Consider the following 15,648-nt stretch of genomic DNA (forward strand, 5'->3'; position numbering starts at 1 on the left):
CCAAGGTTTTGAAGCTTAATCACAATATAGAATGCCAAATTATATTATGTAGTTTTTCACCTTCCTTTTTCCTTGATGAAAAAGAAAGAAAAAATCAAGACAAAAATAAGCTTCCACCCACTTCCTCTTCTTGCTCGCATTCCTGCCTGCCAGCAGGCAGGTTTGTCCTCCCGCCCACACGCAAAGATTAAAATTTTGTTTAGCTAGATGGCAATGTGGTATTTTTCACGAGGTCTATAAAAGCATACTTCAAATCATAATCTATCTCTATACCAATTTTCAATTCGTAAATATGAAATTCGTAATTCTTAAGATATCCTACTCCAATTTACATTTTTCTTTTTCTGCTGCTCAACTTGAATCTTGATCAATCTGTTTTCCTCTAAGTTCAATTCAGGATCCTTCGAAATAATAAATTGCGCACTTTGCCTGGCAATTGAAAGTATAGGTTCATCTTCTCGTAAATCGCCTATCATTAAATCAAGTTGCCCACTTTGCTGCGTGCCCATCATGTCGCCTGGCCCTCTCAATTCCATATCAACTTGAGCAATTTCAAAGCCATCGGTGGTTCGTACCATCGTTTCTACGCGAGTTCTTGCTTCTTTGCTTAATTTATAGCTAGTTACCAGTACACAATAGGACTGTTCAGCTCCTCTCCCTACTCGGCCTCTTAGCTGATGCAATTGAGCCAAACCAAATCTCTCTGCATTTTCTATTACCATAACCGAGGCATTAGGAACATTTACCCCAACTTCTATTACTGTGGTGGCCACCATAATTTTGGTCTCCCCTCTCACAAATCGAGCCATTTCAAAATCTTTATCAGCTGGCTTCATTTTACCGTGGACTATACTAATCGGGTATTCGGGAAAAGCTCTTGCAATACTCTCATAGCCGTCCATTAAATCTTTCAAATCTAATTTCTCGGACTCCTCTATTAAAGGATAGACAACATAAACTTGTCTTCCTTTTTCTACCTCTTTTTTTATAAATCCATTTAATTTTAGTCGATTGGCATCGTATTGATGCAAGGTCTTAATTTCTTTTCTGCCTGCCGGTAGCTCATCAATTACAGAAATATCTAAATCACCGTAGACGGACATGGACAGCGTTCTTGGGATTGGCGTTGCGGTCATAATCAGCACATGAGGAACAAAATTTTCATTCTTTTTCCAAAGTCTAGCCCTTTGTGCCACGCCATATCGATGTTGTTCATCCACAATGGCCAAACCTAAGTTTTGAAATTGCACAACCTCCTCCAATAGGGCATGAGTTCCCACCAAAATCTTTAATTCCCCTGTTTTTAAATCTTCATGGATAATTTTTCTTGCCTTAGTTTTAGTTGAGCCCGTGAGCAAAGCAATCCTAACTCCTATTTTATCAGCAAACTCTTTTAAGCCTTCATAATGCTGATTAGCTAAAATTTGCGTAGGTGCCATTAAGGCCACTTGAGTTCCACTATCAATAGCAATAAGCGAAGCAATAAAGGCTACTATGGTTTTACCGCTCCCCACATCTCCTTGCAAAAGTCGGTTCATTTGCTTCCCGCTTTTGAAATCTGAAAATACCTCTTTGATTACTTTTTTCTGAGCACCGGTCAAGTCAAAAGGAAGGTGATTTTGGTAAAACTCTGTAAGGAGATCGGTTTTTTGAAGAAGTTGACCCTTAAACTTCTCGAGTCTAATCTTCTTCTGCATCAGCAAACGTAATTGCATAAAAAAGAACTCGTCAAACTTCATTCGAAAACGAGCTTTTTGAAGCACTTGCTGATTTTTCGGGACGTGAATTTGCGCCACCGCATCTTTTTTAGAAAGGAAGGCATACTGCTTAATAATATGCTCAGGAAGTGTTTCTGGTATCCTATTGTAAGCTTCTTTCAACAACAGTTTTTGGAGCTTGAAAATAGCTTTACTGTCCAGGAATTTTCTTCTTAATGTTTCAGTCGTGGAGTATACGGGCTGTAAAAATTGCTGCTGAGCCAAAGCAGGGGTCAAAACTTCTATTTCCGGATGAGCAATACTGAATTTGCTGCCGAAACGGTTTGGTTGTCCAAAAACCACGTAATCAACTCCTGATTTTAATTTGGGACTAATCCAATTGATGCCACTGAACCAAGTGAGTTCCATAGTACCGCTATCATCTGCAAACTGCGCAACCAGCCGTTGCTTTCTGCCGGTCCCAGCGATCTGCTTAGAACGGATTTGCCCTTTTATTTGAACATTGGACATCTGCTGATGTAACTCACCAACTTTATAAAACTTAGTGCGATCTTCGTAGCGAAAAGGGTAATGCTGTAATAAATCAGCATAAGTGAATATCTGTAATTCCTTATTCAATAAGATGGCCTTTTGGGGGCCAACTCCTTTCAAGAACTCTATAGGTGTTTTAAAGAATGAAGCCATCCTATTTCCACTCCAAAGTATTTAAACTGTGGATAATATCTTTTTTGACATATTCTATGACGGGCGCTAAAGAATCATTTTCGGTAGCAGTCCTAAAATAAAGCGCACCTCTCAAGAAATGAGTGCTTGAATCTGTGGTATAGAATTGAAATTGACTGGGGACATCTCCTTTTAATTCGGCCAGTGATACTTTTTTTCCATTTGGGGTGATCATTATCGTTTCTTGAATGGAACTAGCCTTAATTTGGTGCTTAGTAGTCAGTTTGTAAGCATCATCTATATTTGACCTAAGCGAATCACGATTATTATGCAATGGTTTATAGGTAATATGGATTTCAGCAATAAATTCAGGATAAAACAAAGCAAACCAATATCTCTCGCGTATATATGAAGAATCCGGTAAAATTTTAGCATGAGCTGAATGCTCAAAGCTAAATGGAAAAGAATCAGGTAATGCCTGATATTGATGCGCTGGCAAATCTATTCTATTAAATCCTTTTGGTTTCGGATAATAATCTGATTCGCACGACATAAAGAAAATCGAAACGATGATAAAAAAACCTGATATTTTCAAAATACTCATATCACAAAGTTAATGGCTTAAGTGAATCAAGCTTTCATAATCAAAAAAAAGTTTGAATGGCTCTATTACAAATCTATTTGAAGTTGCTGACTAGAACCCATGCGCTAGTTTGAGTTTAATAATTCGGATGATCAATGCTTTTGCTAAAAACTAAAGTTCATTATAGGACTTTATTGTATATTGGTTTTTAAAAAAAATCACGTACAAATCGCTATTTTATTCGTACAAAGGAATTAACGGCACTTTCATTATTTAAGATTTTAAATTGACATGATTAATACAATAGAAATAAAAAATACCCCTATCGATAAACAAAAGGCAGTATTTAATGCTCAGAAAGATTTTTTCAATAGACAAAAAACAAAAGATTATCAGTTTAGAAAAACGCAATTGCTCAAGCTAAAATCCTTAATAAAGGCAAATGAGCAAGCTATAATGGATGCATTGGCCAATGATTTCGGTAAGCCTCCATTTGAAAGTTATGTGACGGAAATCGGGTTTTTATATGATGAGATAAATTTCTCACTCAAAAACCTTAAAAAATGGATGAAGCCTAAAAAAGTGAGTACATCATTGGTTCATTTTCCTTCCAAAAGTAAAATTATTTATGAGCCTAAAGGCGTAACCTTAATTATAGGGCCGTGGAATTATCCATTTCAATTGCTTTTGGCTCCTGTAATTGCCTCCATTTCAGCGGGAAACACCTGTATGATAAAACCCCCAGAAGAAACTCCTCATATTTCCAATTTGGTGCATGATTTAATTAGCCAAAATTTTGATGAGCAGTTTTTAGCTGTAATCATGGGAGAAGGAAGAGTTGTAGTGCCTGAGTTAATGGAAAATAACCGCTTCGATCACGTTTTCTTTACTGGTAGTGTGCCTGTGGGGAAAATTATAGCCCAACTGGCCGCTCCACAATTAGTACCAGTAACACTTGAGTTAGGAGGGAAATCACCAGCAGTAATAGATGAGCATACAAATTTAACAGTCGCTGCAAGAAGGATTACTTTTGGAAAGCTGATTAATTCAGGACAGACATGCGTAGCACCCGATTACCTATTAGTTCATAAAAAAATAAAAGAAGATTTTTTAGATGAGCTTAGGGCTACTATTATGGAATTTTATGGAATCTCACCAACGGAAAGCAAAGATCTAACTCAAATCGTTAATCAAAAACGTTATGACACCCTAAAATCCTATTTGAAGGAAGGCAAAGTGATTTTTGGAGGTGCTTTTGATGATGAGAAAAGAAAAATTGAACCCACTTTAGTTGAAGGGATTACTGAAAATGATCGATTGTTTCAAGAAGAAATATTTGGGCCAATCTTGCCTATTTTCACTTACTCTAAAAATGAAGAAGCTGTAGAGATTATCCAAAAAAATCCTGACCCTTTAGCATTCTATCTTTTTACCTCTAATACTAAAACGGAAAAATTCTTCTTAGATAGAGTTCGATTTGGGGGCGGAGCAATTAATAACACGATCGTGCATTTGGCAAATCCAGAATTGCCCTTTGGAGGAGTAGGAAATAGTGGAAGTGGCAATTACCACGGAAAATCAGGATTTATGGCTTTTTCACACGAAAAATCAATACTAAAATCAGGAACTTGGTTCGATTTAAGGAAAAAGTATCCTCCTTTCGACCAAAATAGCATGAAAATGATCAAATTCTTGATGAAATGATTTTTTGAAGTATCTACAAATTTGACTTAAATCCAAATTTTACTGTAAATCTATTCCTCTTCTCTTATGAATTAAAAGGCATATCAATTAAATTGAATGTTAAACTCTTACACAATGGCAAAAACTATCATAGTATCGAATAGACTGCCCATCAGAATTGAGATGGAAGATGGGAAAAAAGTATATAAAACCAGTGAAGGAGGCTTGGCCACCGGCTTAGGTTCAATTTACAAAGAAGGCAATAATATTTGGATCGGTTGGCCGGGGATTTCTTTAACTCATGAAGAGGAAGAGGAGGTTGAAAAGGAACTTATTGATAGAAATATGCGCCCCGTCTTTCTTACTGACAATGACGTAGAAGAGTTTTATTTAGGCTTTAGCAACCAGACTTTATGGCCTGCATTCCACTACTTTATTCATCACATGCGTTTTAAGGATCAAGAATGGGAAGCCTATTATAATGCTAATAGAAAATTTGCCGATGCCATTTCAAAATGGCTGGAACCAGACGATATTATTTGGGTACACGATTACCAATTGATGTTAGTCCCCAATATGTTGAGAAAGCAATTTCCGAATGTCACTATTGGCTTTTTCCAACATATTCCCTTTCCTTCTTACGAGGTTTTCAGAATGATTCCCTGGAGGAAAAAACTATTAAATGGTGTGCTAGGTGCAGATTATATTGGTTTTCATACTTACGATGATATGCGCCATTTCCTGAGTAGTTGCCACAGATTGGCGGGTTATAGCTATGAAAGAAATCAGATATTGGTCAAAAACAGATTGGTTGAAGCAGATTCTCTTCCTATGGGAATCGATTATGACAAATATTTAGAATCCGCCACTAGCCAGCTGGCCAAAGCAAAGGAAATTTCATACCGGGATTCGCTTGGCAAGCAAGAGCTTATTTTGTCAATGGATAGATTGGACTATTCCAAAGGAATTCCTGGCAGACTGCAAGCTTTTGATAGGTTTTTGGAGCGATATCCAGAATATCAAGGTAGAGTATCATTATTCCTTATAGTTGTGCCCTCACGTGATCAGGTGGCTAGTTACAAAGCATTAAAGGAGAAGGTAGAATTTTTGGTTGGGCATGTCAATGGTAAATATGGGACTATTAATTATGTACCGGTTCACTTCTACTATAGAAGCTTTCCATTGGATGATTTATCAGCTTTTTACAGAATGTGTAAAATCGCTATGATTACGCCTAAGCGTGATGGAATGAATTTAGTCTGTAAGGAATTTATAGCCAGTCGCGAAAATGAGGATGGAGTCTTAATTCTCAGCGAAATGGCTGGCGCTTCCAAAGAGCTTTCTGATGCTATCTTGGTTAATCCAAATGATGAGAATGAGATGGTGGAAGCTATAAAAAGAGCCCTGGAAATGCCGTTGGCAGAACAAAAGCGCAGGATGAAAATCATGCAAAAGACAGTTAAGAAATATACTATCTTCCAATGGGTGGATCTGTTTATGAATAACCTAAAAGACCTAAAAGACCGACAGCAATCCATGGCAACGAAAAGACTAGATGAAGACCTTAAAAAATCCATCACCAAAGATTTCAAAAAGGCAAAGAACCCTGTTATTTTCCTAGACTATGACGGAACTTTAATGCCATTTAATGAAAACCCTGATGATTGTAATCCTGATCCAGAATTATCGCAAATACTACATCAGCTAGCAGTAAAAGCAAAATTAGTGGTTATAAGTGGAAGGAAAGCCGCTACATTGGAAGAATGGCTTGATGAATTCAATATAGATTTGATAGCAGAGCATGGTATTAAAACCAAAAGAGCTGGTGCCAAATGGGAAGTTAATGGCGATTTGCAAGATGATAAATGGAAAAATGAAGCTAGGGACATTTTAGAGTTCTATATCCAAAGAACCCCGGGCTCATTCTTAGAAGAAAAGGAACATACCTTGGTATGGCATTACAGAAAAGTGGAAAAAGGATTAGGAGATTTGAGGTCTAGCGAATTATCAAGTCATTTGAAGCATTTCATGACTAATAAGGGTTTAGATGTGATTGAAGGTGATCACGTAGTGGAAGTAAAACCTTCAGTAATCAACAAAGGAAAAGCAGCAATTGAAAGACTGAAAGGCGAGAAAACTGATTTTGTAATGGCTTTTGGAGATGACAGAACAGATGAAGATACTTTTGAGGCCTTGCCTGATAGCGCTCTTACCGTAAAAGTGGGCAGTGGTTTTTCCTATGCTAAATATGCAGTGGAGAATAATGAGGAAGTAAGGGCATTATTGCAGCAATTTGTAAATGAGTAAACAATAAGATCCATTAATATTCATGAGCCCTTAGAATTAAAAATTCAAGGGCTTTTTTTATGTTTAAAAAAATTACCGAATTGAATTTCCTATATTAATTGACTGATATTTCATGGAAGCTTGTAATTTTGCAAAATGAACTATTTGCTCATAGAACAAGCCGATTTTAGAAATCAACTTAAACCATTCACATTCACTCGTCCGATTTCGGAGATTCGAGTGGGAATCTTAACTATTCGTGAAAAGTGGGAAAAACATTTAGACGCTTCCTTGTCTCATATTTCTACTCCTTCTTTAAGTGAGAAATATCCGGCAAATACTGAATCACAGAATATCTTAATCAATAGTTCAGTTTGCCCTAATCCTGAGCTAGTAAAAGCAATTCAGCTTGGCGCAAGCTTAAAAAAGGAGGGTATCTTAATATCTGCTGCAGCCACAGAAGAAGAAATAGGTTTTTTTGACCCAAAGCAGAAATTGGAAGAAGCTGCTGAATATGATGGTGACATCACCATGATCACGCAGAGCTGGCACATTTTTCAAAAAAATGCAGCTGAAATCAGAAGCGATTTTGAGTTAATCACTGCAGGAAGAAATTCACAGCATGTGAATGATCCACACACTTCCATTTATGGAGAAAAAAATATTTTCATTGAAGAAGGTGCCTCTATTAAAGCCGCTATTTTAAACGCTGAAAACGGTCCGATTTACATCGGCAAAAATGCTCAAATCCACGAGGGCGCAATCATCAAAGGCCCGTTTGCTATGCTGGATAATTCTCATGTGAATATGGGCGCCAAAATAAAAGGAGATTCTACAATAGGTCCTTATTGTAAAGTTGGCGGAGAAGTCAGCAATTCGGTTTTCTTTGGCTATTCCAGCAAAGGGCATGATGGCTTTATTGGGAACTCCGTAGTAGGTGAGTGGTGTAATTTAGGAGCAGACACTAACACCTCCAATCTGAAAAATAATTACGCTAACGTAAAACTATGGGATTATGCTAAAGGAGGATTTAAAGATACAGGCTTACAATTCTGTGGATTGATGATGGGCGACCATTCCAAATGCGGAATCAATACCATGTTCAATACAGGAACTGTAGTGGGTGTTAGTGCTAATGTTTTCGGAAGCGGTTTTCCTAGAAATTTCATTCCTTCCTTTTCCTGGGGAGGAGCAGCAGGATTCAGCACTTTCCAATTGAAAAAGGCTTTTGATGTAGCGGATAAAGTGATGCAGAGAAGAGATAAAGCATTGGATGAAGTGGAACAAAAAATCCTGACTGAGCATTTTGAGGAAAGCAAGGCAGACAGGATTTGGGAGAAAAATTAAATAGTGATTAAAGATGAGACCTGTCAGGTCTTGCATAAATAATTAAAACTTACTAAAAACAAGATGAAATTAGCGATAGGTGGCGATCATGCCGGATTTGAATACAAAAAAAAATTAGTTGAATTCCTTAAGAAAGAAGGACATGAAGTAAAAGATTTCGGTCCGGATACTGATGCCTCTGTTGATTATCCAGATCATGTGCATCCCTTGTCAGAAGCTGTTGAAAAAGGAGAGTATGAATTAGGAATTTTAATTTGCGGAAGTGCCAACGGAGTTGCTATGACTGCCAACAAGCATCAAGGAATCAGAGCAGGTATTGCGTGGGAAGATGAACTAGCTGCACTTACTCGTCAGCATAATAATGCCAATATCATTTGTATCCCAGCTCGTTTTATTGATTATGATAAAACGCAATCAATCGTTAAAACTTTCTTAACTACTGAATTTGAAGGTGGAAGACATGGAAGAAGAGTGGATAAGATTAGTTGTTAGTATGAGGATAGCCTTATTTAGTTGAAATTAGGCTATCTTATCATCACCTTCCATTTTCCGCTGTCAAGTTTAAATGAGCGTTTGATTGGCTAGTAGTACTTTTTCTTTGGTTTCTGATGCCTCAAAGAGTAAAATCAAGATTATATGTATTCCTTTAGCATTCATACTTTTTCCAATGATAAAAAAGTATGCAAAAAATCTAAGTAAAATGATGCTTCTTCTCGCAACTGCCAACGCTGGCTTGTCTGCAAAAGCAGGCCCGCCTTTTTACTCTCCAACCCGCTTTTTCGCTTCTGGCGAAATTGAGGAATTAGCTATTAATGAACTCAGCAAGTAAAATAAACCTTTTACCTAAGTTTAGTAATTTAATACTTCCATCTCTGAATATATAGTGTAGGCAAGAGGAAAGCCGAAATCAATTGATAAAATAATACATTACCTAAGGCATTCTGAAAAATCAAGCTAATTTATAATCACCTCTTCAAAGAAGCCTTATTAAAAATGTAATCTGGAATTTCAGGATTAAATTGAATATCTAATACGATAAAATCAGTACCTTCTCCACTCATCAACATGTCTTTATAATTGATTTTTGTTGGGTACCAACGCCCATCGATTTCTTTTACATCCTCCAGCTTAACTCTTTTTAATAATTGCCCACTTTTGGCAAAGAGGTCTTCCTTGAGCGGAACAAATCGTTCAGTATCTACCCAGGTTTTTCTTATTTGATAGCTAACATCTTCTACAATCGCATTTAGTTCAAGTACATAACAATTACGATCACCAATTTTTTCTTCGCCAACAATTGTCGCCTCATATATTTCCTTCAATTCTCTGTCTTCCATCATATCTTCATACGATAAATCGGAACCCATCACAGATTGCCTTAACATGTGTCCTGATAACTGAATAGTCCTGTCAGTGGAGGGATTATAAATCCATAATTTATCCTCCAATTTTAGCATTTTTGTGCCTTTTTCTCTTTCAGGAGAGAGGTACTCAGTAAATGATTTCTCATTTCCTTCCGCATATCCTTTTGATACAATTTCTCTGGTATTCCGCTTTCCTCTAATGACCATTTTAGATTCCGTAATAGTGGAGTTAGCGTTCATATTGTCTTTAACCTTATCCAATACTTGATCTGCCGTAATCTGAGCTTGGGCAAAGAAGCTAATCAAAATTAATAATCCAATCAGTGATATTTTTAGCAAGGTTTTCATACTTCCAATTCTTTAAATAAGTGAGCGGTTTCTCTTTTGTAAATTCCCATTCCAGATAGCATATTGCCTAAAACCATAGCTACCAGACCAGGAATAAAGCCAATATATAGTTGACTTGGAATAATTTTAGCCCGTATGGTGGATGGCATGATCATACTGGATTGATTTAATAAATCACTGATGTCAAGACCGACTTCCTGCATATAATAAGTAGCGAGCAGACCAAAAAGGGTTCCAAAGATGCTTCCGATTGCTCCTATCAAAATGGCTTCAATTATCGATTTTCTGTAGATACTACCTTTAGATTCTCCTAATGCGAGGCGTATTCCATATTCCTTATATCTTCTGAGTCCCCCTAATAAACCTGTATTCCATAGCACTACAGACATTGCTAATATTAGTACTGTTACAATGATTTGCGACATATAATTACTATATGCTAGTATTTCACCTAATCCATTTTGATCTTCAAGGCTTTGCATTTCAGGAGCAAATTCATCCCCGGTGTTTTCATATTGAGCATTAAACTTTTTGACGATGTCTTCCGCACTTTCACTTTGATACTGCTCATTATTGAAAAAGCCTAATATTTCAGTAGCTCCATTTTCCATATTTAGGATTTGCTGCGCATCTGATATATCCATGATAACGGCACCTCTATCAAAACCAATGTTCCCGAATTTCACGGTGCCGGAAATGGTGTAATTCTGAAATGCCATGCTACCATACATAGTAGCGCCAACATAGGTGATTTCGTCTCCAATCTCTATTTCTAATTTATCTGCAAAATCATTGGAAATCAGCACCTCACCATTCTCCTTAGGGAGATTACCTTTTATAATGGAGTTTCTGATATTTAGTCGGTCTAATTCCTGAGTATTTTCTGAAAGAAGAGAAACAGCCATCACCGCAGCAGGGCCTTGACTTCTACTATTGCCCTCATCATCAGGAACGTCTAGCAGGCCTCCAAACTTTATTCTTTGAACCCATTGCATATCAGGATATTCAGCCTGTAATTCATCCTTTAGTTTGTCTGTTTCCAAAAGAGCTAGGTCTATTGGCAGCTGATCCTTATTTTGAGCATAGGCTTTGCTCATTATTTTGACATGGCCAGTTTCAAATCGAGCATTTTGCTGAATAACATCTTGAAAAACGCCTGCTAAATAACCGCTTAAAAATACCGTTAAAGTAACCCCTAATGCCACAATGATTATGGGTAAAAGGCTTCTGTTCTTATCTCTTACTATTCCTTTTAAAATAAACTGTATCATTGGACTTTACCTTTAAGTGCATCTACAGGGTCCATTTTTGCTATATTCCTCGATGGAATGAAACTAACAATGGTTGCGGATAATACCACTAGTGCGATAGTACCCATGATAAGCCCGATAGTGAAGGCTGGGTATATGCGCTGCGCGATCGTAACCCCCATATCTTGCTGTGTAACATATTCAGGCATCCCTATCCCAAAGGTTGAAAAATACCAAAATATCGGAATACCAATTATTGTACCTACTATGCTAGCCAAAATGCTATACATACTTCCTTCCACTGTAAATAATTGAACGACTTGCCAGCGTGTCATCCCCAATGCAATATAGGTTCCTATTTCTTTTTGCCTTCTAAAAATCGATAGCACTTGAGTATCAAAAATAGCGAGCAAGGCTATTCCTAAGAGCAGAAAATACAGGATAGAACTACTAGCACTTTTCATTTCAATGATTTCCTGTAACTGCTTTAATAATTCTGCTTGTGATTTAAAATACCACTTGTCCAGGGGCGAATGAGAATAGTTTTCACTCGCTATAAAGTAGGTAGCCTCTCCCCTTAATCCGGTCATGTTCCACAGCCTCTCAATTGGAACCCAAATCTGACCCGCGTCAACAGAAGTGACATCGGTTTCAAAAATATCAGCAATTGTAATTTCTGCGGCATCGAAGGTCCCATTTTTATCTCGCCACCTCAATAGCAGTTGATCTCCAACTTCCAGTTTATTTGATGAGGCCATTCTTTTACCGATCAAAGCTGGAATATTGGCATCGGACTTGGCGAATGCTTCAGTTGGCAATTCCAATATTTTCTGATCTGAATCTATTCCTTTCATCAAAACAGAAACCATTCTTCCTTCAGGATAAAGTGATGCCTGTTGGATCAAAACAGTTGTTAAATTTTCACTTTGGGAAGCATTTAATTTTCCATGTGCTTCGTTTATGGAAAAGGGGTCAAGGGGATCGTAATCTTGATGCCGCAACTGACCATGGCCATATTCCCATTTTATACTTTCTCTCTGTGCTTGTAAATTCCAGCCATCCAGATAAGCATTAAAAAATATAATAACAATAAAAGTGAAAGCCAGAATTCCAACATTTAACCAGCTGCGCAAACCCGCACCGACTAAATTTTTATATGCTAATTGAAATGCAAGTTTCATGTGTATAGTGTTTGTTTTTAAATTGTCACATGGAATTCCCATAAATCTATTCATCCCTCTGTTGGTAAATTAGGGAATCTAGATTTATGCTCATTTCATGACTTTGAATTTTGAGCGGTTATGATTTCATCTTTTTCAACCTCACCACCTTTCAAATGAATGATTCGATTCAAGTACTGCATTACCTTTTCATCATGCGTGGAAAACAAAAAAGTAGTCCCCAACTCCTCATTGAGCTTCTTCATGGTCTGAATGATCGCATGCGCATTAGTTGCATCCAAATTGGCCGTAGGTTCATCTGCCAAAACAATTTTAGGTTCCTTTACCATGGCTCTGGCAATGGCTACCCTTTGGCCTTCTCCACCTGAAAGTTTTGAGGGCTTTTTATTAGGTATATTTTCCACACCCACCCATTCCAATGCTTGCATCACTGCTTTCCTTCTTTCCTCCTTGGTTTTGTTTTGCAAGAGTAAAGCAAATTCTACGTTCTCAAAAACCGTATAGACAGGTAACAAATTGTATACCTGAAAAATGAACCCTAAATGAAGATTTCTCAATTGAGCAGATTCTTTATGACTTAATTCTGCAACGTTTTTATCCATCACCCAGGCATTTCCACTACTTGGCTGATCTAAAGAACCAATGATATTCAGTAATGTGGTTTTTCCCGAACCGCTTGGTCCTACTACACCCGTAAACTCCCCTTTCTGAAATTCAAGATTAATGTCCTTAAGTGCAACAAATTCTCCTTCTCCTTCTGGAAATTTCTTGGTGACATTCTCAATTTTGATGATAGGTTCCATAAGCAGTTAATTTAGTGATTAAAGACCAGCATTATACGAATTCCCGGTCCAGAAAAGTTATTGACTAATTCGTTTTGCTGAATCCCTTGAAATTCAGAAGGATTATAATATCCCATAAGATAGCCGATAATTCTTTTAAATTGATGCTGATAATTTAGAAAGAAGGTAGTGCTTTCCGTTTCCCAGCTGTAGTAAACCAAGCCACTGAAGCTATCAAAAAAACCTAAAGGATAACTTAAACTGGTAGCCGTGATATTAGCATAGTTATCAGAAAAGCCACTATCACTATTCCCAATTAATAGATGCTCAGTAATAACTGTGAGTCCATTACCTAAGCCTAATGTATAATCAGCTCCGAGATTTATTAGATTTTGATTAGTCAAACCACCAATATTTTCAGCTTTATGAATATAAGTAGATTCTAGCCAAAGTCCGACTACCCAATCTAATTTAACATCTATCGCCCATCTATTTTCGTCTATATTATCATAGGTATTATCATTAAAAACTTCACTAGCATCCGCTTTTCTATGATGATAAGTGAAGCCGATTTCTCCTGTGAGAAGTGGAAATTGAACACGTCCTCCAAATTCAGGGACTTTATCATTTGTAGCAACCACATCAAAACCTCTTCTTTTATTATTCCCATATAGACCCCAAAGCCATATATTAGCATTATTTTGAAAATAGTAATTTCCCATAATCCCATATACTCCATTTGTTAAAGCCAAAGGATCGCGAGGGTCAATTTGATTGAACCATTGTAATGGTCGGAGCAAAGTCGCCACCCCGAAATCTAGCTTTTGCAAGCCAACTCTCATTTGATAATTTTGCCCTGCATAGCGAGCCCAGAGTCGGTATGGTGCTAAATTTCCATCATTTTGATTATCTTGAAAAGGATCAGAAAGAATGGAGCCACTGATATTAGCAGAAGCTAAAATATCAAAGCTTCGTCCTGAATCTAAAGAATGAGTGTAATTGACTTCGGGAATATAGCGCCCACCCGTGAATAAATAATACTGATTACTCGGGCTGATATTACCAAAAGCAGATACTTGTCCATCCCAGGAAATCTGGCTTTTCAATAGAAAAGGGCCGAACATTAGCAATATGATAAGTGTGCACCTCATGTGTCATCTTTTGACAAAAATCCCATAGAAAAAGAAATTGCTTAATTCCATTATAGCTTCATCGATGCTCTTAAACATTTTCAGGAAATGTTCATCTTGCATTTTAGTTCGAATCACGCCCAACATATCCATAATAAATTCAGCTTTTAAATCTTTTCTGACCCATCCTTCATTTTTAGCTTTTTCAAAATCAGCTATCATTACTTTATAAGATTTTAAGGTATGCTTCTGAATGAGCTCACTTAAAGCCGAGCCATCTTCAGTCAAGATTTCATCGATGAATTCCCTACTTATATTTTTAGATTCTTGATGTTTAAGCTTTAAAATCTCGCTGATCTTCTCTGGGAATGATTTCTTCTGGCTCATTACGGCTGAATATCTCCGTAAATTATCCTCTAAAATGCTTTCTAAAATCTCTTCCGCTGCATGTTCTTTGTTTACAAAGCGCCTGTAAAAGGTCATTTTGCTTACGTCTGCCTGCTCGCAAATTTCCTCCACGGTTACTTTCTTTAAACCATACTTCCAAAATAAAGCTTTGGCACTTTCTAATATCGCTTTTTGACTTTTAGTCATTTAGAGTGTTACTAATTTTAATTAATGTTACTAATATAGTATTATTATACGAATTAGTAACATAAATAGTTCAGTAATTTAACTTTATTTTTGCAAACTTCGGATTGCGTTATTGATGATCGAGGGATTTGTGGGTGTTTTATTGAGAAAATATGCCTCTAATTCTGAGTACTTCAGTTTATGGGATTTAATCAATCCTTTCATGATGGTTTTCAGGTACTGCTCATTAGGGAAATTGATCTCATTTTTTAGGTAATGCTGATTTGTAAAAGTAAAAATAGGGGCGTTATTTTCTTGGCCGAGATACAGTATGTTGCCGTACCAGCTATTTTCTCGTGCAATTGATGATTCGTTTTTGTAGGTCTTATTAAAATCAATTTTGATTGGATCTGCAATATTATTTTCTTGCTGCACGACTTCTAAGAATTGCTCTTGAGTGATTAAATACATATTGCCGAGTGTATTTGCCTGCTCCTCTCGTTCCGGATTAATGAAGCAGACTCCTCCTCCATTCCAGACCTGTGCTTCTTTTGCAAAATACAATTCGTGAGGGACATTAATTGGCTTTTGATCAATCGGTGCATTTTTATCATTACATCCGACATAAGTTCTTGTAGCACCTTCCGGTTTACCTCCTCGAATGTAGCACATGAATCTGTCTTCAGAAATGTTGGAACCATAGCTGGTATACCATATGTGTGTACCAATTTTCTCCATGT

The 15,648-nt window shown here is 37.1% G+C and carries 14 protein-coding genes; 5 read left to right on the top strand and 9 right to left on the bottom strand.

Annotation, left to right across the window (positions count from 1 at the left end; genetic code table 11):
• Nucleotides 1–308 precede the first annotated feature (308 nt).
• Both recG and gldD read right to left on the bottom strand, forming a co-directional pair.
• Nucleotides 309–2,402 carry an ATP-dependent DNA helicase RecG gene (gene recG / locus AAC601_RS06180; protein ID WP_340152793.1) on the bottom strand — a complete coding sequence of 698 codons (2,094 nt, stop codon included), beginning with the start codon at nucleotides 2,400–2,402 and terminating at the stop codon, nucleotides 309–311.
• Between the two features lies 1 nt (nucleotide 2,403).
• Nucleotides 2,404–2,985 carry a gliding motility lipoprotein GldD gene (gene gldD / locus AAC601_RS06185; RefSeq protein WP_303271057.1) on the bottom strand — a complete coding sequence of 194 codons (582 nt, stop codon included), beginning with the start codon at nucleotides 2,983–2,985 and terminating at the stop codon, nucleotides 2,404–2,406.
• A 270-nt stretch (nucleotides 2,986–3,255) separates the two neighbouring features.
• Between gldD and AAC601_RS06190 the strand changes: the two genes are divergently transcribed.
• The 5 genes from AAC601_RS06190 to AAC601_RS06210 all read left to right on the top strand — a co-directional run bounded on the left by AAC601_RS06190 (nucleotide 3,256) and on the right by AAC601_RS06210 (nucleotide 9,109).
• The gene (locus tag AAC601_RS06190; RefSeq protein ID WP_303271058.1) at nucleotides 3,256–4,668 is read left to right on the top strand and encodes an aldehyde dehydrogenase family protein; all 1,413 of its coding nucleotides are present in this window, start codon (nucleotides 3,256–3,258) and stop codon (nucleotides 4,666–4,668) included.
• A gap of 114 nt (nucleotides 4,669–4,782) precedes the next feature.
• Nucleotides 4,783–6,954: a bifunctional alpha,alpha-trehalose-phosphate synthase (UDP-forming)/trehalose-phosphatase gene (locus AAC601_RS06195; RefSeq protein WP_303271059.1), complete on the top strand. Its 2,172-nt coding sequence runs from the start codon at nucleotides 4,783–4,785 to the stop codon at nucleotides 6,952–6,954.
• A gap of 135 nt (nucleotides 6,955–7,089) precedes the next feature.
• Nucleotides 7,090–8,280 carry a GlmU family protein gene (locus AAC601_RS06200; protein ID WP_303271060.1) on the top strand — a complete coding sequence of 397 codons (1,191 nt, stop codon included), beginning with the start codon at nucleotides 7,090–7,092 and terminating at the stop codon, nucleotides 8,278–8,280.
• A 63-nt stretch (nucleotides 8,281–8,343) separates the two neighbouring features.
• Nucleotides 8,344–8,772, top strand: a complete 429-nt coding sequence (gene rpiB / locus AAC601_RS06205; protein WP_303271061.1) for a ribose 5-phosphate isomerase B — start codon at nucleotides 8,344–8,346, stop codon at nucleotides 8,770–8,772.
• A gap of 208 nt (nucleotides 8,773–8,980) precedes the next feature.
• Complete coding sequence (locus AAC601_RS06210) at nucleotides 8,981–9,109, top strand: hypothetical protein (protein ID WP_340152794.1); 129 nt, start codon at nucleotides 8,981–8,983, stop codon at nucleotides 9,107–9,109.
• Between the two features lie 136 nt (nucleotides 9,110–9,245).
• Here AAC601_RS06210 and AAC601_RS06215 read toward each other — a convergent pair whose 3' ends face one another.
• From AAC601_RS06215 to AAC601_RS06245, 7 genes are all read right to left on the bottom strand, one after another.
• On the bottom strand, nucleotides 9,246–9,992 hold the full coding sequence (locus AAC601_RS06215; RefSeq protein WP_340152795.1) for an outer membrane lipoprotein-sorting protein: 747 nt from the start codon (nucleotides 9,990–9,992) through the stop codon (nucleotides 9,246–9,248).
• Nucleotides 9,989–11,263 (bottom strand): FtsX-like permease family protein, encoded by a 1,275-nt coding sequence (locus tag AAC601_RS06220; protein ID WP_340152796.1) that lies wholly within the window; start codon nucleotides 11,261–11,263, stop codon nucleotides 9,989–9,991. Before AAC601_RS06220 ends, AAC601_RS06215 begins: the two co-directional genes overlap by 4 nt.
• Nucleotides 11,260–12,423 carry an FtsX-like permease family protein gene (locus tag AAC601_RS06225; RefSeq protein ID WP_340152797.1) on the bottom strand — a complete coding sequence of 388 codons (1,164 nt, stop codon included), beginning with the start codon at nucleotides 12,421–12,423 and terminating at the stop codon, nucleotides 11,260–11,262. The genes AAC601_RS06220 and AAC601_RS06225 overlap by 4 nt, the downstream gene beginning before the upstream one ends.
• 95 nt (nucleotides 12,424–12,518) lie before the next feature.
• Nucleotides 12,519–13,226 (bottom strand): ABC transporter ATP-binding protein, encoded by a 708-nt coding sequence (locus tag AAC601_RS06230; protein ID WP_340152798.1) that lies wholly within the window; start codon nucleotides 13,224–13,226, stop codon nucleotides 12,519–12,521.
• Between the two features lie 11 nt (nucleotides 13,227–13,237).
• Nucleotides 13,238–14,356 carry a hypothetical protein gene (locus AAC601_RS06235; RefSeq protein WP_340152799.1) on the bottom strand — a complete coding sequence of 373 codons (1,119 nt, stop codon included), beginning with the start codon at nucleotides 14,354–14,356 and terminating at the stop codon, nucleotides 13,238–13,240.
• 3 nt (nucleotides 14,357–14,359) lie between these two features.
• On the bottom strand, nucleotides 14,360–14,929 hold the full coding sequence (locus AAC601_RS06240) for a TetR/AcrR family transcriptional regulator (protein ID WP_303271068.1): 570 nt from the start codon (nucleotides 14,927–14,929) through the stop codon (nucleotides 14,360–14,362).
• A gap of 84 nt (nucleotides 14,930–15,013) precedes the next feature.
• Nucleotides 15,014–15,646, bottom strand: a complete 633-nt coding sequence (locus AAC601_RS06245; RefSeq protein ID WP_303271069.1) for a hypothetical protein — start codon at nucleotides 15,644–15,646, stop codon at nucleotides 15,014–15,016.
• Nucleotides 15,647–15,648 lie beyond the last annotated feature (2 nt).

Origin of the sequence: uncultured Marivirga sp. (genome assembly GCF_963974845.1) — a bacterium.
Taxonomy (GTDB): Bacteria; Bacteroidota; Bacteroidia; order Cytophagales; family Cyclobacteriaceae; genus Marivirga; species Marivirga harenae.

Bases quoted from the DNA above. Each gene is read 5' to 3' on its own strand.
- AAC601_RS06225 (WP_340152797.1), bottom strand. From the start codon at position 12,423: ATGAAACTTGCATTTCAATTAGCATATAAAAATTTAGTCGGTGCGGGT.
- AAC601_RS06245 (WP_303271069.1), bottom strand. From the start codon at position 15,646: ATGGAGAAAATTGGTACACACATATGGTATACCAGCTATGGTTCCAAC.
- AAC601_RS06215 (WP_340152795.1), bottom strand. From the start codon at position 9,992: ATGAAAACCTTGCTAAAAATATCACTGATTGGATTATTAATTTTGATT.
- AAC601_RS06190 (WP_303271058.1), top strand. From the start codon at position 3,256: ATGATTAATACAATAGAAATAAAAAATACCCCTATCGATAAACAAAAG.
- AAC601_RS06195 (WP_303271059.1), top strand. From the start codon at position 4,783: ATGGCAAAAACTATCATAGTATCGAATAGACTGCCCATCAGAATTGAG.
- rpiB (WP_303271061.1), top strand. From the start codon at position 8,344: ATGAAATTAGCGATAGGTGGCGATCATGCCGGATTTGAATACAAAAAA.
- AAC601_RS06235 (WP_340152799.1), bottom strand. From the start codon at position 14,356: ATGAGGTGCACACTTATCATATTGCTAATGTTCGGCCCTTTTCTATTG.
- AAC601_RS06200 (WP_303271060.1), top strand. From the start codon at position 7,090: ATGAACTATTTGCTCATAGAACAAGCCGATTTTAGAAATCAACTTAAA.
- recG (WP_340152793.1), bottom strand. From the start codon at position 2,402: ATGGCTTCATTCTTTAAAACACCTATAGAGTTCTTGAAAGGAGTTGGC.
- AAC601_RS06220 (WP_340152796.1), bottom strand. From the start codon at position 11,263: ATGATACAGTTTATTTTAAAAGGAATAGTAAGAGATAAGAACAGAAGC.
- AAC601_RS06230 (WP_340152798.1), bottom strand. From the start codon at position 13,226: ATGGAACCTATCATCAAAATTGAGAATGTCACCAAGAAATTTCCAGAA.
- AAC601_RS06240 (WP_303271068.1), bottom strand. From the start codon at position 14,929: ATGACTAAAAGTCAAAAAGCGATATTAGAAAGTGCCAAAGCTTTATTT.
- AAC601_RS06210 (WP_340152794.1), top strand. From the start codon at position 8,981: ATGATGCTTCTTCTCGCAACTGCCAACGCTGGCTTGTCTGCAAAAGCA.
- gldD (WP_303271057.1), bottom strand. From the start codon at position 2,985: ATGAGTATTTTGAAAATATCAGGTTTTTTTATCATCGTTTCGATTTTC.